This is a genomic window from Nonomuraea sp. NPDC050394, from assembly GCF_044459065.1.
GTDB lineage: Bacteria > Actinomycetota > Actinomycetes > Streptosporangiales > Streptosporangiaceae > Nonomuraea.
This window is the reverse complement of record NZ_JBITIO010000018.1, coordinates 12,901-31,572: the sequence shown is the minus strand read 5'-3', so window position 1 is coordinate 31,572 and position 18,672 is coordinate 12,901. Positions and strand designations below refer to the sequence as shown.

18 protein-coding genes are annotated in these 18,672 nt (G+C 70.9%); 10 read left to right on the top strand and 8 right to left on the bottom strand.

The features are described 5' to 3' along the window. The first annotated feature begins 72 nt into the window (after positions 1-72). From ACIBKY_RS45795 to ACIBKY_RS45765, 7 genes are all read left to right on the top strand, one after another. Entirely contained in the window at positions 73-1,272 is a 1,200-nt protein-coding gene (locus ACIBKY_RS45795) for an ROK family protein (RefSeq protein WP_397107349.1), read from the top strand. A gap of 13 nt (positions 1,273-1,285) precedes the next feature. Next, complete coding sequence (locus tag ACIBKY_RS45790) at positions 1,286-2,629, top strand: extracellular solute-binding protein (RefSeq protein WP_397107347.1); 1,344 nt, start codon at positions 1,286-1,288, stop codon at positions 2,627-2,629. Position 2,630: 1 nt separating this feature from the next. After that, positions 2,631-3,575 carry a carbohydrate ABC transporter permease gene (locus tag ACIBKY_RS45785; protein WP_397107345.1) on the top strand — a complete coding sequence of 315 codons (945 nt, stop codon included), beginning with the start codon at positions 2,631-2,633 and terminating at the stop codon, positions 3,573-3,575. Then, positions 3,572-4,459 (top strand): carbohydrate ABC transporter permease, encoded by an 888-nt coding sequence (locus tag ACIBKY_RS45780; RefSeq protein WP_397107343.1) that lies wholly within the window; start codon positions 3,572-3,574, stop codon positions 4,457-4,459. The genes ACIBKY_RS45785 and ACIBKY_RS45780 overlap by 4 nt, the downstream gene beginning before the upstream one ends. Beyond that, positions 4,345-5,412, top strand: coding sequence for an N-acetylglucosamine kinase (locus tag ACIBKY_RS45775; protein WP_397107341.1), 1,068 nt, complete (start codon positions 4,345-4,347; stop codon positions 5,410-5,412). The genes ACIBKY_RS45780 and ACIBKY_RS45775 overlap by 115 nt, the downstream gene beginning before the upstream one ends. A 69-nt stretch (positions 5,413-5,481) precedes the next feature. Continuing rightward, complete coding sequence (locus tag ACIBKY_RS45770; protein WP_397107339.1) at positions 5,482-5,823, top strand: hypothetical protein; 342 nt, start codon at positions 5,482-5,484, stop codon at positions 5,821-5,823. 62 nt (positions 5,824-5,885) lie between these two features. Further along, complete coding sequence (locus ACIBKY_RS45765; protein ID WP_379624504.1) at positions 5,886-6,116, top strand: hypothetical protein; 231 nt, start codon at positions 5,886-5,888, stop codon at positions 6,114-6,116. 43 nt (positions 6,117-6,159) lie between these two features. Here the strand turns inward: ACIBKY_RS45765 and ACIBKY_RS45760 are convergent, their stop codons facing one another. The 5 genes from ACIBKY_RS45760 to ACIBKY_RS45740 form a co-directional block, all read right to left on the bottom strand. Beyond that, a complete protein-coding gene (locus ACIBKY_RS45760) occupies positions 6,160-6,624 on the bottom strand; it encodes an Lrp/AsnC family transcriptional regulator (protein WP_397107337.1) in 465 nt (154 codons plus the stop codon). A 23-nt stretch (positions 6,625-6,647) separates the two neighbouring features. Next, on the bottom strand, positions 6,648-7,241 hold the full coding sequence (locus ACIBKY_RS45755) for an ATP/GTP-binding protein (RefSeq protein ID WP_379624508.1): 594 nt from the start codon (positions 7,239-7,241) through the stop codon (positions 6,648-6,650). A 217-nt stretch (positions 7,242-7,458) separates the two neighbouring features. Then, positions 7,459-8,319 (bottom strand): terpene synthase family protein, encoded by an 861-nt coding sequence (locus tag ACIBKY_RS45750; RefSeq protein ID WP_397107335.1) that lies wholly within the window; start codon positions 8,317-8,319, stop codon positions 7,459-7,461. Between the two features lie 723 nt (positions 8,320-9,042). Further along, entirely contained in the window at positions 9,043-9,936 is an 894-nt protein-coding gene (locus tag ACIBKY_RS45745) for a 5'-3' exonuclease H3TH domain-containing protein (protein WP_397107660.1), read from the bottom strand. A gap of 505 nt (positions 9,937-10,441) precedes the next feature. Beyond that, positions 10,442-11,641, bottom strand: coding sequence for a PP2C family protein-serine/threonine phosphatase (locus tag ACIBKY_RS45740; protein WP_397107333.1), 1,200 nt, complete (start codon positions 11,639-11,641; stop codon positions 10,442-10,444). 198 nt (positions 11,642-11,839) lie between these two features. Here ACIBKY_RS45740 and ACIBKY_RS45735 point away from each other — a divergent pair, with 198 nt between their 5' ends. After that, positions 11,840-12,949, top strand: a complete 1,110-nt coding sequence (locus ACIBKY_RS45735; protein ID WP_397107331.1) for a M24 family metallopeptidase — start codon at positions 11,840-11,842, stop codon at positions 12,947-12,949. Between the two features lie 111 nt (positions 12,950-13,060). Here the strand turns inward: ACIBKY_RS45735 and hpaE are convergent, their stop codons facing one another. The 3 genes from hpaE to ACIBKY_RS45720 are packed head-to-tail and all read right to left on the bottom strand — an operon-like array spanning position 13,061 to position 16,853. Beyond that, positions 13,061-14,527: a 5-carboxymethyl-2-hydroxymuconate semialdehyde dehydrogenase gene (gene hpaE, locus ACIBKY_RS45730; protein WP_397107329.1), complete on the bottom strand. Its 1,467-nt coding sequence runs from the start codon at positions 14,525-14,527 to the stop codon at positions 13,061-13,063. After that, entirely contained in the window at positions 14,524-15,438 is a 915-nt protein-coding gene (gene dapA, locus ACIBKY_RS45725) for a 4-hydroxy-tetrahydrodipicolinate synthase (RefSeq protein ID WP_397107327.1), read from the bottom strand. The genes hpaE and dapA overlap by 4 nt, the downstream gene beginning before the upstream one ends. Next, positions 15,435-16,853, bottom strand: a complete 1,419-nt coding sequence (locus tag ACIBKY_RS45720; RefSeq protein ID WP_397107325.1) for a fumarylacetoacetate hydrolase family protein — start codon at positions 16,851-16,853, stop codon at positions 15,435-15,437. The genes dapA and ACIBKY_RS45720 overlap by 4 nt, the downstream gene beginning before the upstream one ends. Before the next feature lie 170 nt (positions 16,854-17,023). On the opposite strand from ACIBKY_RS45720, the gene hpaD reads away from it, so the two are divergent. Continuing rightward, positions 17,024-17,884, top strand: coding sequence for a 3,4-dihydroxyphenylacetate 2,3-dioxygenase (gene hpaD / locus ACIBKY_RS45715; RefSeq protein WP_397107323.1), 861 nt, complete (start codon positions 17,024-17,026; stop codon positions 17,882-17,884). A 26-nt stretch (positions 17,885-17,910) separates the two neighbouring features. Then, a complete protein-coding gene (locus ACIBKY_RS45710) occupies positions 17,911-18,630 on the top strand; it encodes an alpha/beta fold hydrolase (protein ID WP_397107321.1) in 720 nt (239 codons plus the stop codon). Positions 18,631-18,672 lie beyond the last annotated feature (42 nt).

Sequence of the window (18,672 nt, the reverse complement as noted above, 5' to 3'; positions counted from 1 at the left end):
GTCGGGACCCGGTAGTCGGGAGCCCCAGATCCCAGGGTGGGGGTCGGGTGAGGATGTGGCGAGGGAGATGTCGTGAGTGGTCCGGTTCCTGGTACTCCAAGTCTGCTACGCGCGATCAACGACCGCGCGGCCCTGCAGGCGCTCCTGGAGCGAGGGCCCCTGACGCGCCCCGAGATCGGCACCCTGACCGGCCTGTCCAAGCCCACCGCCTCCCAGCTCCTGTCCCGTCTGCAGGATGCCGGCCTGGTGGTCCTCGACGGGATCAGGGAAGGACTGCCGGGCCGTACAGCAGAGGTTTACCGGATCAACCCCGCCGCCGCCTACGTCGGCGCGCTCGACGTCACCCCCGACCGCGTCCAGGCGCGGGTCGCGGACATCACCGGCGCCGTCGTGGGCGAGTTCACGCTACCCACGACGCGCCGTCCCTCGGGCACCCTCGTCGAACGGCTGCGCGCCGCGCTGGACGGCGCCAACCCGCCCGGCCCGCTGCGCCGCGTGGTCATCGGCGTCCAGGGCGCGATGGACCCGACCACCGGCCGCCTCGGCTTCGCCACCGCCAAGGACGTGCCGGGCTGGCTGATCCCCGACCTGGTGCCCACCCTGGCCGAGGGCCTGGACGCGCCGGTCGACGTCGAGAACAACGTCAACCTCGTGGCGCTGGCCGAGCAGGCCCACGGCGTGGCGCGGGGGCACGGCGACTTCGTGCTCCTGTGGGCCGACGAGGGCATCGGCATGGCCATCGTGCTGGGCGGGCGGATGCACCGCGGTGCCACCGGCGGCGCCGGTGAGGTCGGCTACATGCCCACGCCCGGCGCCCCCACCGCGCGGGAGGCCGGGCGCTACGCCAACCACGGGTACCAGGCGCTCAGCGGCGGGCCCGCCGTTCACACACTTCTTCAGTCCTACGGCGTGCGCGGGTCCGACTTCCGCCAGGCCATCGCCAACGCCACGCGCGCCGCCCAGGGAAGCGGGCAGCGCGCCGACGACGCCAGGGCGGGGCTGCGCGATGTCGCGGCCCGGCTCGCGGTGGGGCTGGCCTCGATCACCTCGGTGATCGACCCGGCGCTCATCGTGCTGACCGGCGGCACCGTGCTGACCGGCGGCGAAACCCTGCGTGAACTCGTCGAACACGAGCTTCACGCGCTCACCACCCTTCGACCTCAGGTGCGCTTGTCGACCATGGAAGGCAATCCCGTCCTCGCCGGCGCGCTCGACCTGGCCCTCGACACAGCCCGTGACGAGGTCTTCAGCAGTACGGTTTCCACGCCATGAGGAGGCACCCCCCGTGCGCTTCGTCCCCCTGGCGGTCGCCGGGCTCACAGCCCTGGTCCTGACCGCCTGCACAGCGGGCAAGGAACCGGCGCCGTCACTCGGCGCCCAGCCCAAGCCCTCAGGATCGGCCTCGCAGGCGCTGCCCGCGGCCACCCTCGAACTCTGGCACGGCTTCGCCACCGATGCCGAGGCCAAGGCGTTCGAGGACTCCATCGCGGCCTTCAGCAAGAAGTTCCCGCAGATCACCGTCAAGACCAAGAAGGGCGTCCAGGACGACCAGATCACCGCGGCCATCCGCGGTGGCAAGGCGCCCGACGTGGCCGCGTCCTTCACCACCGACAACGTCGCCCAGTGGTGCAAGTCGGGAGCGTTCCAGGATCTCACCGCGGTCATCAAGCAGGACGGCATCGACCTGTCGGTGCTGCCCGAGGCCTCGCGCGCCTATTCGGAGTTCGAGGGCAAGCGGTGCACGATGCCGCTGCTGGCCGACGCCTACGGCCTGTACTACAACCGCGCCCTGATGAAGGGCAGCGAGCCGCCCAAGACGCTGTCGGAGCTGACCGAGCTGACCAAGAAGCTCACGGTCCGCGACGCCAACGGCGACATCAAGGTGGCCGGCTTCATCCCGAGCGCGCAGTACTACGAGAACAGCCCGTCGCACCTCGGCCCCATGGTCGGCGCCAAGTGGTACAACGACGACGGCACCTCGGCCATCGGCTCCGACCCCGCCTGGAAGCAGTTGCTGACCTGGCAGAAGGAGCTGGTCGACTGGTACGGCTACGACAAGCTTGAGAAGTTCCGCAAGGGCCTGGGCGACGAGTGGGGCGCCGAGCACCCGTTCTTCAAGGGCAAGGTCGCCATGATCCTCGACGGCGAGTGGCGCAACGCCATGATCGCCAATGACCCCAAGGCCAAGAGCCTGGACTACGGCACCGCCCCCCTGCCGGTCGCCGACGACAAGCCCGACCTTTACGGCAGCGGCTTCACCGCCGGAACCGTCATCGGCGTCCCCAAGGGCGCCAAGAACCCGCAGCATGCCTGGGAGCTGATCAAGCACCTGACGACCGACACCGACTCGCTGGTGACGCTCTCGAACGCGCTGCGCAACGTGCCCACGACCAAGGCCGCGATGGAGTCGCCCAACCTGGCCAAGGACGACAACTTCAAGACCTTCCTCGACATCTTCGCCCACCCGAAGACCTCGACGCTGCCCGCCAACGTCAACAGCGTCTTCAACCAGGACGCCTTCTCGACCTTCATGGCCTCCTGGGAGAAGGGCCAGGTCAAGGATCTGGACGCCGGGCTGAAAGAGGTCGACAAGCGGATCGACGACAAGATGAAGCTGTCCGGAGGCTGATGTGGCTTCCCGCGCTCACGCTGCGCCGCCGTCCCGGTGGCGGCGCAGCGAGGGCCTGCGCGCCCTCGTGTGGCTGTCGCCCTGGCTGGTCGGAATCTCGATCTTCTTCGTCTACCCGCTCGTGGCGACCGTCTACTTCTCCTTCCACCGCTACGACCTGTTCACGCTGGAGTTCATCGGCCTGGACAACTGGCGCTACCTGTTCAAGGACGACCGGGTCTGGACCTCGATCCAGAACACGCTGTGGCTGGTCGCGTTCATGGTCCCGGCGCAGCTGATCTTCGCGCTCGGCGTGGCCCAGCTCATCACCCGGCTGAAGTCCGGCCTCGGGCTGATCCGCACCATCGTCTACCTGCCCTCGCTGGTGCCGATGGTGGCGGGCACGGTGGCGTTCGTCTTCCTGATGAACCCCTCGACCGGCCCGTGGAACCAGATTCTGGCCCTCATCGGCATCACCGGCCCCGACTGGTTCGGCAACCCCGCCTGGTCGAAGCCGAGCCTGACGCTGCTGGCGATGTGGAGCTGCGGCAACATGATCGTCATCTTCATGGCGGCGCTGCTCGACGTGCCCAAGCACCTCTATGAAGCGGCCTCCATCGACGGGGCGAACGCCTGGCGGCAGTTCCGCAGCGTCACGCTGCCGATGATCTCGCCGGTGCTGCTGTTCTCGACGATCACCGCGGTCATCTACGCCCTGCAGTACTTCACCCAGGCGATGATCGCCTCCCGGGTCGCGTCGGGCTCCACCGACTCGGCCGGGTCCGTGTTCACGCCCGGCTATCCCGACCAGTCGCTGCTGACCCTTCCGCAGTGGCTCTTCCACGCCGGCTTCCGCGACTTCTCCATGGGCTACGCCTGCGTGATGGCGCTCCTGCTGTTCGCGGCGGCGATGTTGTTCACCACGGTCCTGCTGCGCAGGTTCCGCTACGCGGAGGAGGTCTCATGAGCGCCACCGTGACCGCACCCGCCCGGCGGCCCGCCGTACGCACAAGACCGGCGCCCGGCGCCCGGCGCAAGACGCTCATGTGGATCGCCAAGCACGCGATCACCATCGTGCTCTGCATCATCTTCATCGCGCCGCTGGTCTTCGTGTTCCTGACCGCGCTGATGACCGACGAGCAGGCGCTCACGAGTGAACTGTGGCCGCAGACGTGGAACTGGTCGAACTTCGCCGCCGTGTTCGCCAAGTCGAAACTGGTGCAGTGGACGCTCAACACGTTCATGTACGCCGCGCTGGCGACGACGTTCACGCTGCTGTCGTCGATCCCGGTCGCCTACGCGCTGGCCCGCTTCCGCTTCCGCGGGCGCAAGCTGGCGTTCCTGCTGGTCATCACCACCATGATGCTGCCGCCCCAGGTGGTGGCCGTCCCGGTCTACCTCATCTGGGCCCGCTTCGACCTGACGGACTCACTGTGGCCGCTGATCCTGCCGATGCTGCTGGGCGACGCCTTCTCGATCTTCCTGTTGCGCCAGTTCCTCGTCACGATCCCCCGCGACTACACCGACGCCGCCCGGGTGGACGGCTGCTCGGACGTCAAGACGCTGTTCAAGGTCATCCTTCCGATGGCCCGCCCGGCGATCGCGGCGGTCGCGCTCTTCCAGTTCTTCTACTGCTGGAACGACTACTACGGCCCACTCCTGTATGCGGGAGTCGACCAGGAGGGGTGGACGCTATCGCTGGGTCTGGCCACCTTCAAGGCCTTCCACAGCGTGCAATGGAACCTCACCATGGCGGCCACGCTGCTCGTGACGGCTCCGGTCATCATCATCTTCTTCCTCGCGCAGAAGGTGTTCATCGAGGGGGTGACATTGACGGGGGTGAAGGGCTGATCCTGGCCATCGACGGGGGCAACAGCAAGACCGACGTCGCTCTGGTCGCCGCGGACGGCCGGGTCCTGGCCACCGCTCGCGGCGGCCCGTTCACGCCGCACACCGACGGCGTCCCCGCCGCCGTCGCAACAGTCCTCCACACGGTACGGCGGGCCGGCATCACCACCTCCCCCACCCTGGTCGCGGCCTTCCTGGCCGGCGCCGACCTGCCCGCGGAGGAGGAGATCCTGGCGGCAGAGTTCACCCTCCAGGGCTTCTCCGGCCAGATCGTGGTCCGCAACGACACGTTCGCGCTCCTGCGGGCCGGGGCGTCGGGACCGTGGGGAGTGGCCGTCGTGTGCGGCGCCGGCATCAACGCGGTCGGCGTCTCCCCCACCGGCCGGGTGGCCCGCTTCCCCGCCCTGGGGAAGATGTCGGGCGACTGGGGCGGCGGGCAGGACGTGGCGGAGGAGATGCTCTGGCACGCCGTCCGCGCCGAGGACGGCCGCGGCCCGGCGACCTCGCTGAGCACGCTGGTCAGGCGGCAGTTCGCCGTCGGGTCCGTCGAGGAACTCGTGCTCGACATGCACTTCGGCCGGATCGATCCGGCCCGCGTGCTGGAGCTGGCGCCCGGGTTGTTCACCGCCGCGGGCTCCGGCGACGCGGTGGCCGGGTCGCTGGTGCGGCGGCTGGCCGAGGAGGTGGTGGTGATGGCGGAGGTGTGCCTGCGGCGGCTCGATCTGCTGGAGACGCCCACGGAGGTGGTCCTGGGCGGCGGCATGCTGACCGCGCGGGACCCGCTGATGACGGCGTTGCTCGACGGTGAGTTCGCCGGGCGGGCGCCGCGGGCCAAGCTGCTCGTCGCCGACGTACCGCCGATCGCCGGTGCGGCGCTGAGCGGCCTGGACCTGCTCGGCGCCACCGAGGAGGCCAAGGCCCTCCTGCGCGCCCAGTACGCGCCCCGGCTGCCCTGAACGGCTTCCCCGCTGCCCCGCGGGGAGCCTGTTTAGGCGCTCTGAGCTGCGGATACTAATCACCTCGGCATGAGTTTCGCGACTCTGGGTGATGGTGTGACCACGTTGTGTTCGCAGATCAGATCGGCGCGGTGGCCGGCGGTGCTGGCCGCGTTCTGGCTGTGCGTCGCGCTGTGGTCACCCGGTCACGCCGCCTGGGCGGCCGAGTCGGTCGCGGTGGCCTCCGCCGTACATCTGGGCGAGGAGTGCGGCACCGACGAGGCCGGGCCGCGCGGCAACCGCCGCCCGCCCGTGAAGCGGCCGCGCGCCGCGGCCGCCCGCCCTTTTCCCGAGGTACGGCGGGCCGCGGCGCCCACCCGGGCGACCGGGAACACCGAGCGCCTGGTCCTGCTGAGCGTCTGGCGGCTGTGAGCCGGGGGGACACCACTCCCCCGCCCGTCAGCCATCCGCACATGCCAGGAGGGTGCTTCGCCATGCGCGAAACCGACGTCTTCTCGGAAATCTGGACCTTCTTCTGCCAGCGCTGCTCACACGTCTGGCAGGACGAGTACGAAGCCCGCCACCTCGACGACGGGCACGGCGGCGACACCGTCGCCTGGCGCCACCACGGCGTGCACAGCATGCCGCCATGGGCGCACGCGACCTGCGTGAGCTGCGACGGCGTCATGGTCACGGTGCTGCCGGCCATTCCCGGCCAGCGCTGAGCCTCCCGGTGGCCTCCCGCCAGCCGGGAGGCCGCCACCGGAGTCAGCCGACGGGGTCCGCACCGTCCTCCAGCAGCGGGGGGCGGTGCTCGTACGGGGTGCTCAGGACCACGGTCGTGCGCGTGGAGACGTTGGCGGCGGCGCGGATCTGCTGCAGCAGTTCCTCCAGGCCCACCGGCGAGGCCACGCGGACCTTGAGTATGTAGCTCTCGTCACCGGCCACGCTGTGGCAGGCCTCGATCCCGTGCAGATGGGCCAGCCGGTCGGGCGCGTCGTCGGGCGCGGCGGGGTCGATGGGTTTGATCGACACGAACGCGGTCAGCGGCAGCCCGATGGCGTCATGGTCGATCACGGCGGCGTAGCCGCGGACGATGCCGCGCTTTTCCAGGCGGCGCACCCGCTGGTGCACGGCCGAGACGGACAATCCCGTCTCCCTGGCCAGATCGGTGAAGCTCATCCGGCCGTCCTGGGCCAGCAGCGTGACGATCCGGCGGTCGATCTCCTCCATCGGTCAAAGGTAGCGGCTTCGTGTCACGGCGCGGTTCCGACGGGCTCGGCGCCCGTCCGCAGCGCGTGCTCGACGAGCGTGATGAGCACCTCTTTGCCCGAGTCCTTACGGCGGGCGTCGCATAACACGATCGGGATCTCGGGCTCCAGCTCCAGCGCCCTGCGCACCTGGCCGACGGTGAAGGGGCGGGCGCCGTCGAAGCAGTTGAGGGCGACGACGAAGGGGGTGCGGTGGCGTTCGAAGTAGTCGATGGCCGGGAAGCAGTCGGCCAGCCGCCGGGTGTCGGCCAGCACGACCGCGCCCAGCGCGCCGAGCGCCAGCTCGTCCCAGACGAAGTAGAAGCGCTCCTGGCCGGGCGTGCCGAACAGGTAGAGCATGTAGTCGTCACGGATGGTGATGCGGCCGAAGTCCATGGCGACCGTGGTCGTGGGCTTGGTCTCCACGCCCGACAGATCGTCGACACCCGCGCTGACGTGGGTGATCATCTCCTCGGTGCGCAGCGGGCGCGTCTCGGAGACGGCGCCGACCATCGTGGTCTTGCCCGCGCCGAACCCGCCGGCGATCAAAATCTTGATCGCGGTCGGCAGTCGCCATCGTTCAGAGCGACCGAAGTCCATCGAGCACCGCCCTGTGAAGTGCCCTGGTCAGAGTGACCTGTCAAGGCGCAGAGAAAAGGTCCCATCCACTTACCTGGCAACGAGACACCCTAGCAACGCCACAATTTCCACTCAAGGCACAATCCATCACAGGAAGCCATATGTCCCTCTTTGTCGCCTAGAGCACGGTAATACATGGCGGCCCGTTGCGCTCCCAAACTCCGGAGTCAGTGAGTTGTCAGGCCATGAGGCCCGAAATGCCATGAAAACCGGTATTAAATCCGATCTGACGGCGCAGGTACGCGGCCGTCAGCGGGCTCACCTCGCGCAACGGCCCGATCAGCGCCGCCGCCTCCTGGGCCAGAACGGTCATCCGGTCGGTCACGTCACCGTGACTGACCCCCAGCATGAGCACGTTGAGGTCGCCCCAGCTGACGTCCCGGCGGTAGGAGGCCAGGTCACCCAGCAGGTGCAGATACCGCTGCACATGCCGGCTGGCCGGCTCCAGCTCACCCAGATGACGCCGCGCCCACGGGTCGCCCGCGTAGATCCAGTGTGACAGATCGACGAAGCTCGAACCGCAGCTGTCGGCGTTGTCGAGATAGCGCCCGAGCGAGGGCACCATCCCCGCCTCCCGCCACACCCAGGCCCGCTCCATGGCCGCCAGCATGCGCTCCAGCTGCGTCCGCCAGCGCCCCCGCAGCCCCTCGAACCCCTTGACCGTCGCCATCTCGTCCCGCAGATCCGCCAGGAACCGGGTCGCCGGTACCCTCGGCGCCGCCCCGTCGGCGACGGCCATGCAGTCGCGGCTCAGCTCGTCCACCTCGTCGCGGGTGGCGGCCGCGTGCTCCACCAGCCACCCGACGGCCCGCACCCACAGCGCCGCCCGGTTGGCGACCTTCAGCCGCTCCGCCGCCGACCAGGGCGAACTGAACGCGGTGGACAGGCACAGGGCATGGTAGAGATCGGGGTCGAAGGCGGCCCTGGGAAACAGCCCGCCGTACATTTCCACGCACCGGCGCAGGTCACGGGCGCATTCGGCGGCGAGCGCACAGACGCGACCAAGCTCGGAGGCCTCGCCCAGCTCGTCGCCCGCCACCCTAGGGCCGCTCGCTCAGCGTTCGCACCATGACGCCGACCCCCACACCGCGTGTATCGACCTGTGGGCGCATTGTCACATGATCGCGCACTACCGATCAAGGTATGCCCCCGTTCCTTCCCCACTCATCCCCAACCCCCAGACCCAGCCACCCACCCCTTCCCATCCAGCCCCACCCCAGGACATCCCACCCGGCCCTCCGCGCCGCCTCCCCCGCGCCGCCGAGCTGTGCCTACACCCCACAACCCACGCCCCACCCCGCACGCCCCACGTTTCGTGGCCCCGGCACTGCGCATCCCGCGCTCCGCGTGTCCCGCGCCCCACATCCCGGCGCCCCGCGTTTCGTGTCCGCTTCCCGCGTTTCGCGGACCCCACATCGTGGCGCCGGCACTGCGCGTGCCGCGCCCCGCCCGCGGGTCCCACACCTCGCGAACCCCGCGCAGCTGCCCGCGTCCCGCGCACCACTCATCGCGGGCCCGGTGTCGCGCATCCACGCGTTCGGCGCGCCGCTTCCCACGCACACCGCGTCTCTCACGCTCCGCTTCCCGGGCCTCGCCTCGGCCCGGGCGCCCTGCGTGGCACCCCGCTGCCTCGGGGGTCGCGTGACGGTGGGCCCGGCGTGCGGACATGCCTGGTGACGCCAGGTCTGCTCAGTGGCCGGAAGGTCGTGGGCGAGCTGGCCCGAGGGCTGTGTGGTTTGTCAGGAGCTAGGGGCTGCCCGAGTTACTTCAGGGTGTCGAGGAGGCGGTTGAGTGGGCTGTCGAGGTCGTAGCGGTCGGCTAGCTGGACCAGGGCCTCCGGGTCGCGGGGCTTGGTGGGCAGGGTGAGGTCGGTGGCAGGCAACCGGGCGTCGGAGGCGACCTCCACCACGGCCGGGGCGACCCGGAGGTAGTCGCGGGCGGCGGCCAGCTTGGTGCGGGCACCGGCGGGGAAGCCCTCGGTGGCGCCCTCGTCCAGGGCGGTCAGGAGAGCGTCCAGGGAGCCGAAGCGGGTGATCAGCGCGGCGGCGGTCTTCTCCCCCACGCCCGACACGCCGGGCAGCCCGTCGGACGGGTCGCCACGCAGGGTGGCGAAGTCGGCGTAGGAACGGCCGGGAATGCCGTACTTGGCGGTCACGAACGCCTCGTCCACGACCTGGAGGTTGCGGATGCCGCGCGCCGTGTAGAGGATGCGAACCGGCCGCGAGTCGTCGACCAGCTGGAACAGGTCCCGGTCCCCCGTCACCACGTCCACCGCGCCGCCGCCGGCCGCGTGGGTCAGGGTGCCGATGACGTCGTCGGCCTCGTACCCGGGCGACTCCAGGCGGGCGATGCCGACGGCGTCCAGTACCCGCTCGATCACCGGGATCTGCGGCACCAGCGTGTCGGGCACCTCCTCGGTGTCACCGTGGGCCACCCGGTGCGCCTTGTAGGTGGGAATCGCCGCCACCCTGAAGGCCGGGCGCCAGTCGGCGTCCATGGTCGCCACGAGCTCGGCCGGGCGGTACTTGCGCACCAGCGTGGCGATCATGTCGATCAGCCCGCGGACCGCGTTGACCGGCATGCCGTCGGGGGCGGTCATCGACTCCGGGATGCCGTAGAAGGCACGGAAGTAGAGCGAGGGTGTGTCGAGAAGCATCAGCACCCGCCCATGTTCGCACCCCGCCCCGACATTCCGCTCCCCACCACCCCCTCCACCACCCGTTTTCCGGTACGCCCCCAACTTCCTCCGGCTAGGAGGCAAAGCGGTGGGCCCGAGGCGGGTCGCCCAGAGCTCAGTGCCGGAGACGCACAGTCCGGGGCTGGAGGGCTGGAGGACGGAGGCGGGAAGGCGAAGACAGGAGGCGGAGGAGCAGAGGGCGGTAGGGGCAGAGAGGCAGGTGAGGCGGGAGTGCAGGAGGGCGGAAGGCAGGAAGGCGGAGGGGCAGAGAGCGGTGGGGCAGGTGGGGCGGGAGTGGCGGGAGGGTGGGTGGGTGGGTGGCAGTATCCGGGTTGGGCTTGCCGGGGCGCGGGCCCAGGGTGGAGTCGTTACGGCGAGCAGCCCGTGAGCCCTCACGACCGGCGCTCGACGGGTGGTCACGCACGACGGCGGGGCGGGTGGGGCGGCTTGCCGTAACGGATAGGACAGAAAAGGAGGAAGGAGGCTAGATGCCCACGCCGACGGCGAGGAGGCAGGCGTCGTCCTCCGGGTTGGGGCCGCCGATGTCGGCGAGGAGGCGGTCGAGGCCGGCGTCGAGGTCGGTGGTGAGGAGGTGGGCGGCGGCCGACACCGCCAGGTCGAGGCCTTCGTCGATGTCGCGGGTGCGTCGTTCGACCAGGCCGTCGGTGAACAGCAGGAGGAGGTCGCCGTCGCGGAGTTCGACGCTGGCCAGGCGGTAGGGCTGGTCGCAGGTGGCGCCCAGCAGGACGCCCCTGGGCTGCGTCAGGGTTTCGGCTTTGCCGTCGCGCACCAGGATGGGCGGCAGGTGCCCGGCCTGGCTCCAGGTGAAGATCCGGGTCTCGGTGTCGAGGTGGCCGATGATGGCCGTGGCCGTGGTTTCCTCCAGCCGGTGCAGGACGAGTTCGTTGAGCCAGGCGAGGAGCTGGTCGGCGGGCTGGCCGGTCATGGTGAGGCCGACGAGGGCATGGCGGAGCTGGGCCATGTGGGCGATCGCGGGCAGGCCGTGGCCGGAGACGTCGCCGATGGCGAGCATGACGCGGTCGTCGGGCAGGGCGGCGGCCTCGAACCAGTCGCCACCCAGGTTGGCGGTCTTCTCGGCCGGTACGTAGCGGACGGCGATCCTGGTGCCGGGCAGGTCCAGGCGGCCGGTCGGCTCGGGGAGGATGGCCTCGCGCATCGCGAGCATGACGTGGCGTTCCTCGGCGGCGCGTTCGCGGGCCTCCAGGAGCTGGCGGCGCGATTCGGACATGATGCGTTCGGCGCGGCGGCGGCCGGTGATGTCCTGGACGACGCCGTGGACGCCGATGGGACCGCCCGGGGCGATGAGGGGTTCGAGGACGACGCGCAGGTTGCGTACTTCGCCGCCGCGCCGGATGCGGAACTCCGCCTGGACCGGCTCCACGCCCTGCACCACGCTCCACAGGAGCTGGTCGAGGGCGCCGAGGTCGCAGGGTTCGACGTAGCCGGCGAGCTCGGGCAGGCCGAGCGGGCCGTCGGCGCGGTCGCGGCCGAAGATGACGTAGACGTGGTCGGACCATACGGCGTCGCCCGTGCGCAGGTTCCACTCGGCCCAGCCCATGTTGCCGAGCCGCTCGGCGTGGGACAGGCGGATGGCCAGCATGGCGGCGTCGTGCTCGCCGGCCTGCTGCCGGGTCAGGTATCCGATGAGCTCGGCCGCGCTCATCGGACGGTGGTCCGGTGATGGGAGGGGTGGCTGATGGCCGCCCGTAACGTCGACCATAGTTCACTCGCAAACGACATGGATCGGGACAAGAGGTCCCACAGTATGTGATCGTCCTTGAACGGAGTGTAGCGATGGCTTGCCGTGTTGTGAGAGCTTTTCGCGGATTTTAGGTGAGCGGTGACGAGTAGATTGGGGCCCGTGACGTCCCAAGACTTGTATCCCGTGTCCCGTCTGGCCGCCGCCCAGGAGGCCACCGCCAAGGCCGGGCTCGACGCCCTGCTGCTCACTCCCGGGCCCGATCTGCGCTACGTCAGCGGCTACCAGGCGCTGCCGCTGGAACGGCTCACCTGCCTGGTGGTTCCGGCGGCCGGCGAGCCGTACATGATGGTGCCGCGGCTGGAGCTGCCGGCGGCGCAGGCCTCGCCCGCCTCGCGGCTCGGGCTGGAGTTCGTGGCGTGGGACGAGACCGACGATCCCTATGAGATCGCCGCCAAGCGCCTCGGTTCGGTGGCCAAGGTGGGGCTGGCCGACCGGATGTGGGCGATGGCCTCGCTGGCCTTCCGCGCCGCGATGCCGGGGACCGAGCAGGTGCTGGCCGGGACGGTGCTGCGCGAGCTGCGCATGCGCAAGTCGCCGGCCGAGGTCGAGGCGCTGCGCGAGGCCGGCGAGGCGATCGACGCCGTGCACCGGCAGGTGCCCGGTTTCCTGCGGGCGGGGCGGACCGAGCGTGAGGTGGGCCGCGACATCGCCGACGCCATCCTGGCCGCCGGGCACGAGACGGTCGACTTCGTCATCGTCGCCTCGGGACCCAACGGCGCCAGCCCGCACGCCGAGCTGTCGGACCGGGTCATCCGGGCGGGCGAGCCCGTCGTGGTGGACATCGGCGGGCAGTTGCACAACGGCTACTGCTCCGACTCCACGCGCAACTACTGCGTCGGTGAGCCGCCTGCCGAGTACGCGGAGTACTTCGAGGTGCTGCGCCGCGCCCAGGACGCCGCGTGCGAGGCGGTACGGCCCGGCGTGTCGTGCGAGTCGATCGACGCCGCGGCCCGCGAGGTGATCACCGAGGCCGGGTTCGGGGAGAAGTTCATCCACCGCACCGGGCACGGGATCGGCATCGAGACGCACGAGGAGCCGTACATCGTGGCGGGCAACGGCGAGCTGATGGAGCCGGGCTTCGCGTTCTCGGTGGAGCCGGGCATCTACCTGGCGGGCTCGCACGGGGCGCGGATCGAGGACATCCTGGTCTGCACCGACTCGGGCGGCCTGCGGCTCAACAACACCCCGCGCGACCTGGTGATCGTCTAACTCGGCCACCTCGGTTCGAGCAGGTCGAAGATGGCGTGCATCGCGGCGGCCGTGTGGGCGGCCAGTGCCGGGCTGACCGGCGTCGACCCGGCCCGGAGCCTCCGCTGACCGTCAGCCGGTGCCGAACCGCGGCACCGGCAGGTCCTCGGTCGCCAGGTGCACGATCGGCGAGACCGTGTACACGTCGATGCTGTGCCGCCCGCCCTCGCGGCCCAGGCCGCTGGCCTTCACCCCGCCGAAGGGCGTGCGCAGGTCGCGGACGTTCTGGGAGTTGACCCAGAGCATCCCGGTCTCGATCGCCTGGGCCATGCGGTGGGCGCGGCGCAGGTCGTTGGTCCACAGGTACGCGGCCAGGCCGTACCGGGTGGCGTTGGCCAGCTCGATCGCCTCGGTCTCGGTGCCGAACGGGGTGACGCACACGACGGGGCCGAAGATCTCCTCCTGGAAGATCCGCATGTCCGGGGTGACGTCGGCGAAGACGGTCGCGGCCAGGAAGTTGCCGTGGGGCAGGTGCGGTGGACGGGCGCCGCCGGCGGCGAGGCGGGCGCCCTCCTCGACGCCGAGCCGTACGTAACCGGCCACCCGCGCGTAGTGCTCGGGGTGGATGAGCGCGCCCAGCTCCGTCGCCGGGTCGGAAGGGGCGCCGACGCGTACCTGGGCGGCCCGCGCGGCCAGCCGTGCGGTGAACTCGGCGTAGATCGAGGCGTGCACGAGCACGCGGGAGCTGGCGGTGCACCGCTCGCCGTTGAGGGAGAACACGCCGAAGACGGCGGCGTCCAGCGCGCGCTCCAGGTCCGCGTCGTCGAACACGATCAGCGGGGACTTGCCGCCGAGCTCCATGGACAGGGTCTTCAGCGTGCCGGCGGCGTTGCGCATGATGGCCTGGCCGGTGGCGCTCTCTCCGGTGAAGGAGATCACCGGGACGTCGGGGTGCGCCACGAGCGCCGCGCCGGCCTCCTCGCCGATGCCGTGCACCAGGTTGAACACCCCGGGCGGCAGGCCCGCCTCCTCCATGATGTCGGGCAGCAGCCCGGCCGACAGCGGCGACCACTCGGCGGGCTTGAGCACCACAGGACAGCCGGCCGCGAGCGCGGGCGCCAGTTTCCAGGTCTCCAGCATGAACGGCGTGTTCCACGGGGTGATCAGCCCGGCCACGCCGGCGGGTTTGCGCAGGACGTAGTTCAGCTGGGCCGAGCCGACCCGGTAGACGTCCTCGCTGAGCGTGGTGACGACGTCGGCGAAGAACCGGAAGTTCTGCGCCGCGCGCCTGGCCTGCCCGCGGGCCTGGGTGATCGGCAGGCCGGTGTCGCGGCACTCCAGCGACGCGAGGCGCTCGTCGCGCGCCTCGATCGCGTCGGCGATCCTGCGCAGGATCACGGCCCGTTCCTCGCCGGGCAGCCGCGGCCACGGACCGTCGCTGAAGGCCTTCCTGGCCGCGGTCACGGCCGCGTCGACGTCCTCGGCGCGTCCCGCCGCCACCGTCAGGTACGCCTCGTTCGTCGCCGGTTCCACGGAGGTGAAGGTGGCGCCGGAGATGCTCGGGACGCGGGCCCCGTCGATGTAGTGCTCCAGGGTCATCGGGTCAGTTCCTCACAGTCGGCCAGCAGCGCCTCGATCCGGGTGATTCCGGCCGGGGTCGGCGGGATGAGCGGCGGCCGCACGTGTCCCGAGGCAATCCGGCCCCGCTGCTCCAGCACCCATTTGGCCGGGGCGGGGTTGGTCTCCACGAACAGCAGCTCCACGAGCGGGTGCAGGGCGTAGTGCAGGTCGAGCGCGGTCCGGTGGTCGCCTTCGGTGTACGCGGTGTACATGCGGGCCACGGCCGCCGGAGCCAGGTTGGCCGCCGCGCTGACGAACCCGGTGCCGCCGATGGCCAGCAGCGGCAGGCAGAGCAGCTCGATGCCCGACCACATGAGGAAGTCGCGGCCGCACCGGTGCAGTACCTGCGAGAAGTGCTCGAAGTCGCGGGTCGTCTCCTTGATGCCGGCGATGTTGTCGTGCGCGTGGCGGAGCCTGGCGACCGTCTCCGGCGCGATGTCGACGGCCGTGCGGGAGGGCACGTTGTAGATCACGATCGGCAGGCCGGGGAACTCCGTGGCGATCGTGGAGTACCAGCGGAAGAGCGCCTCCTGCCCCGGCCGGGCGTAGTACGGGGTGATGACGAGGACGGCGTCGGCGCCGAGCCGTTCGGCCTCGGCGGTGAGCAGGAGGGTCTCGTCGAGCTTGGCCGAGCCGGTGCCGGGCAGGAACGGCACCCGGTCGCCGACCTCCTCGGCGACGGCGGCCATGGCGGCGATCCGCTCCTCGGCCGACTGCGCGCCGGGCTCGCCGGTGGAGCCGCCGATGGAGACGCCGTGCGAGCCCTGGCCGAGCTGCCAGCGGACCAGGCCGCGCAGCGAGGCGAGGTCGAGCGCGCCGTCGGCGGTGAACGGCGTCACCACCGGCGCGATGGACCCCCTGATGGCGGCGGGGTCGGAACGGTACTTCACGCGTCTCCTCCTTGCTGCCAGGCCCGGTAGGACGCGCGCCAGGACTGGTTCATCGGGTAGAGGCCGTCGATCGAGGCGCCGGCCGCGACCCGCTGGTAGATGAAGCGCTCCTCGTCCTCCTGCCCGGCGGCGGCTCCCGCCACCTCGGCGGCCAGGGCGGGCGGCAGCACGACCACGCCTTCGGCGTCGCCCACCAGGACATCGCCCGGCATGACGAGTACCCCTCCGCACGCCACGGGCACCTGCGACTCGATGGGCACGTGCCGGCGCCCGAGCACGGCGGCGTGCGGCACCGCGTAGTAGGCGGGCAGGTCCAGCTCGGCGAAGGAGGGGCTGTCGCGCAGCCCTCCGTCGGTGACCACCCCGGCCGCTCCTCTGCGCAGGGCGCGCATGGCGAGGATGTCGCCGAGCGTGCCGGCGCCGTGCTCGCCGCGCGCCTCGATCACCAGCACCTCCCCGGGCCGGATCTCCTCGACGGCGCGCTTCTGGGCGTTCATGCCGCCGCCGAGCTCGGCGAAGACGTCCTCGCGCAGCGGCAGGTAGCGCAGGGTCCGCGCGAGGCCGACCATGCGCAGGTCCGGCCGGGTGGGCCGGACACCTTCGATGAAGTGGTGGTCGATGCCGCGTCTGCGCAGCTGCGCGGAGAGCGTCGCGGTGGAGACCGACCGCAGCGCCGCGATCGTCGGATCGTCCAAGGGGTACGGCGCCGCCCGCCCCCGCCCGACGGCGGCGGCCCGGCTCTCCTCGTCGGCCCTCGGCTGCGCGCCCCACGCGGCGGGGGCGGCCCGGGGCTCGGCGACGACCTCGTTGCGCAGCCGTCCGGCGTCTTCGAGCTCGACCTCGACCACGTCGCCCGGCTCCACGACGGTCGAGCCAGCGGGTGTCCCGGCGAGGATGAGGTCGCCGGGCTCCAGCGTCATGTACCGCGACAGGTCGGCGATGAGCAGGTCGAAGCCGAACAGCAGCTCGCCGGTGTCGGCCTCCTGCGCGAGCTCGCCGTTGACGTAGGTCCGCAGCCGCAGGGCGCCGGGGTCCACGCCGGTGAGGATGGCGGGGCCGACCGGCGTGTAGCCGTCCTGGCCCTTGGCACGAAGGTTGGATCCCCGGTCGGCGTGCCTGAAGTCGTACACCCCGAAGTCGTTGGCGGCGGTGTAGCCCGCGACGTGCTCCAGCGCCCGCTGCGGCGGCACGCACCGGGCGCGCGCGCCGATGACGACGGCGATCTCGCCCTCGAAGGTGAGCAGTTCGCACCCGGCCGGGCGCACGACGGGCCGGCCCGACCAGGACAGCGAGGAGGGTGGCTTGAGGAAGTAGGAGGGCGCGGAGGGGAGGCGTCCCCGTTCGGCGGCCCGGCCGCGGTAGTTGAGGTGAACGGCGATGATCTTCCCCGGCGCCAGGCCGAGCGGGTGATCCATGGCGACTCCAGATCATATACGACATCGTGGATGATAGCGGATCCGAAGGATGGAGTACTATAGACAAAGATATCTGAGTTCGTACATGATTTTGCGATGCCGGGGGGTGGAACAGGCCCCCCGCCCTTCGGCATACTCAGTGAGCCGATGCCGGGCCTGGGAGGATGCGCATGGGAGAGATCGTCCTGGCAGCCAAGATCACACACGTCCCGTCCATCTGGCTGTCCATCCAGCCGGGCAAGCACTACGGCATCCGCCGGCCGGCCGAGATGGCGCTGACGGAGATCGGCAGGCGCGCCCGCGAACTCGGCACCGAGACCTTCCTGGTGGCCGACACCCACTGGATGAACAGCATCGGCTTCCACCTCAACGGCAAGGAGCGCCACCGCGCCTCCTACGCCAGCCACGAACTCCCGCACTTCATCCACGACCTCAAGTACGACTACGACGGCGACCCCGAGCTGGCCGAGCTCATCGGCGAGGAGATCGTCGCCGGCGGCCAGAAGGCGCACGTGCACACCTACAAGGACCTCGGTCTCGAGTACGCCACGCTCGTGCCCATGTACTTCGTCAACGGCGACGCCGCCATCAGGGTGCTGCCGATCGGGTGCAACATCTACTCCTCCATCGAGGAGAACCGCCGGATCGGCGAGGCGCTGCGCCGCGCGATCCTGCGCAGCGGGCGCAAGGTGGCCTTCCTGGCCAGCGGCTCGCTCTCGCACGCCTTCCCGCCCAACGAGATCGCCGAGACCCTGCTCAACGAGGTCAGCAGCGCGTTCAACCGCAAGACCGACATGGCGGTGCTCGACCTGTGGACCGAGGGGCGGATCGCGGAGTTCCTGGAGATGCTGCCCGACTACAACCTGCGGTGCACGGGCGAGGGCGCCATGGCCGACACCGCCATGCTCTTCGGGCTGCTCGGCTGGAAGGAGTACTCGGGCAAGGGCGAGCAGCTCTGCCCGTACTTCGGCAGCAGCGGCACCGGGCAGGTGGTGGTCGACTTCCCGGTGCCCTCGTGGAGTAACATCTGAAATCGTATGTGAAAGGTGCTGGAGTCATGGGAGAGCTGGCCGTACGCGTGTTCGCCGCCGAGGTGACGGCCGGTCCCCCGGTTCTGCTTCTGCACGGGTTCGCCAGTGACGGGCAGCGCGACTGGGTGGCGACCGGGATGGCGGACGCGCTGGCCGCGACCGGCCGCCGGGTCGTGGTCGCCGACCTGCCGGGGCACGGGGACAGCGCGGCGCCGGTCAGCCCGGCGGAGGCGGGGGCCCGCCGGATCGCCGAGGCGCTGGTCGCGGTGATGGACGACGGGGTGTTCGACGTCGCCGGGTACTCGCTGGGGGCCAGGATCGCCTGGGAACTGCCGGGCGTGGCGCCCGGCCGGGTGCGCAGGGCGGTGCTGGGCGGGCTCAGCCCGTTCGATCCGTTCACCGCCGTCGACGTCGAGGAGCTTCGCCGGGCCGTGGCGGGCGGTCCCGCGCCCGCCGGCCCGCTCACGGCCATGATCGCTGATATGGTCCTCGCCCAGGGCCATCGGGCGGCCGGGCTGGTGACCTGCGTGGAAGGGTTGCGCGCCACCCCGTTCGAGCCGGGGGCGTGGACCGGCGCGGAGCCTCCGGTGTTCGTCGCGGGGCAGGAGGACGTGGTCGTGGCCGGAATCGAGCGTATCGTCGGGCAGGTGACGGGTGCCCGGCTGGTCACCGTCGCGGGCGACCACTTCCAGGCGTTGTCCGGTCCCGGCCTGCGCGAGGTCGTGACGACGACGCTGGCGCCTTGACAGCGAGGAGGTCCCGATATGAGAGGGATCTCGACATGAGGG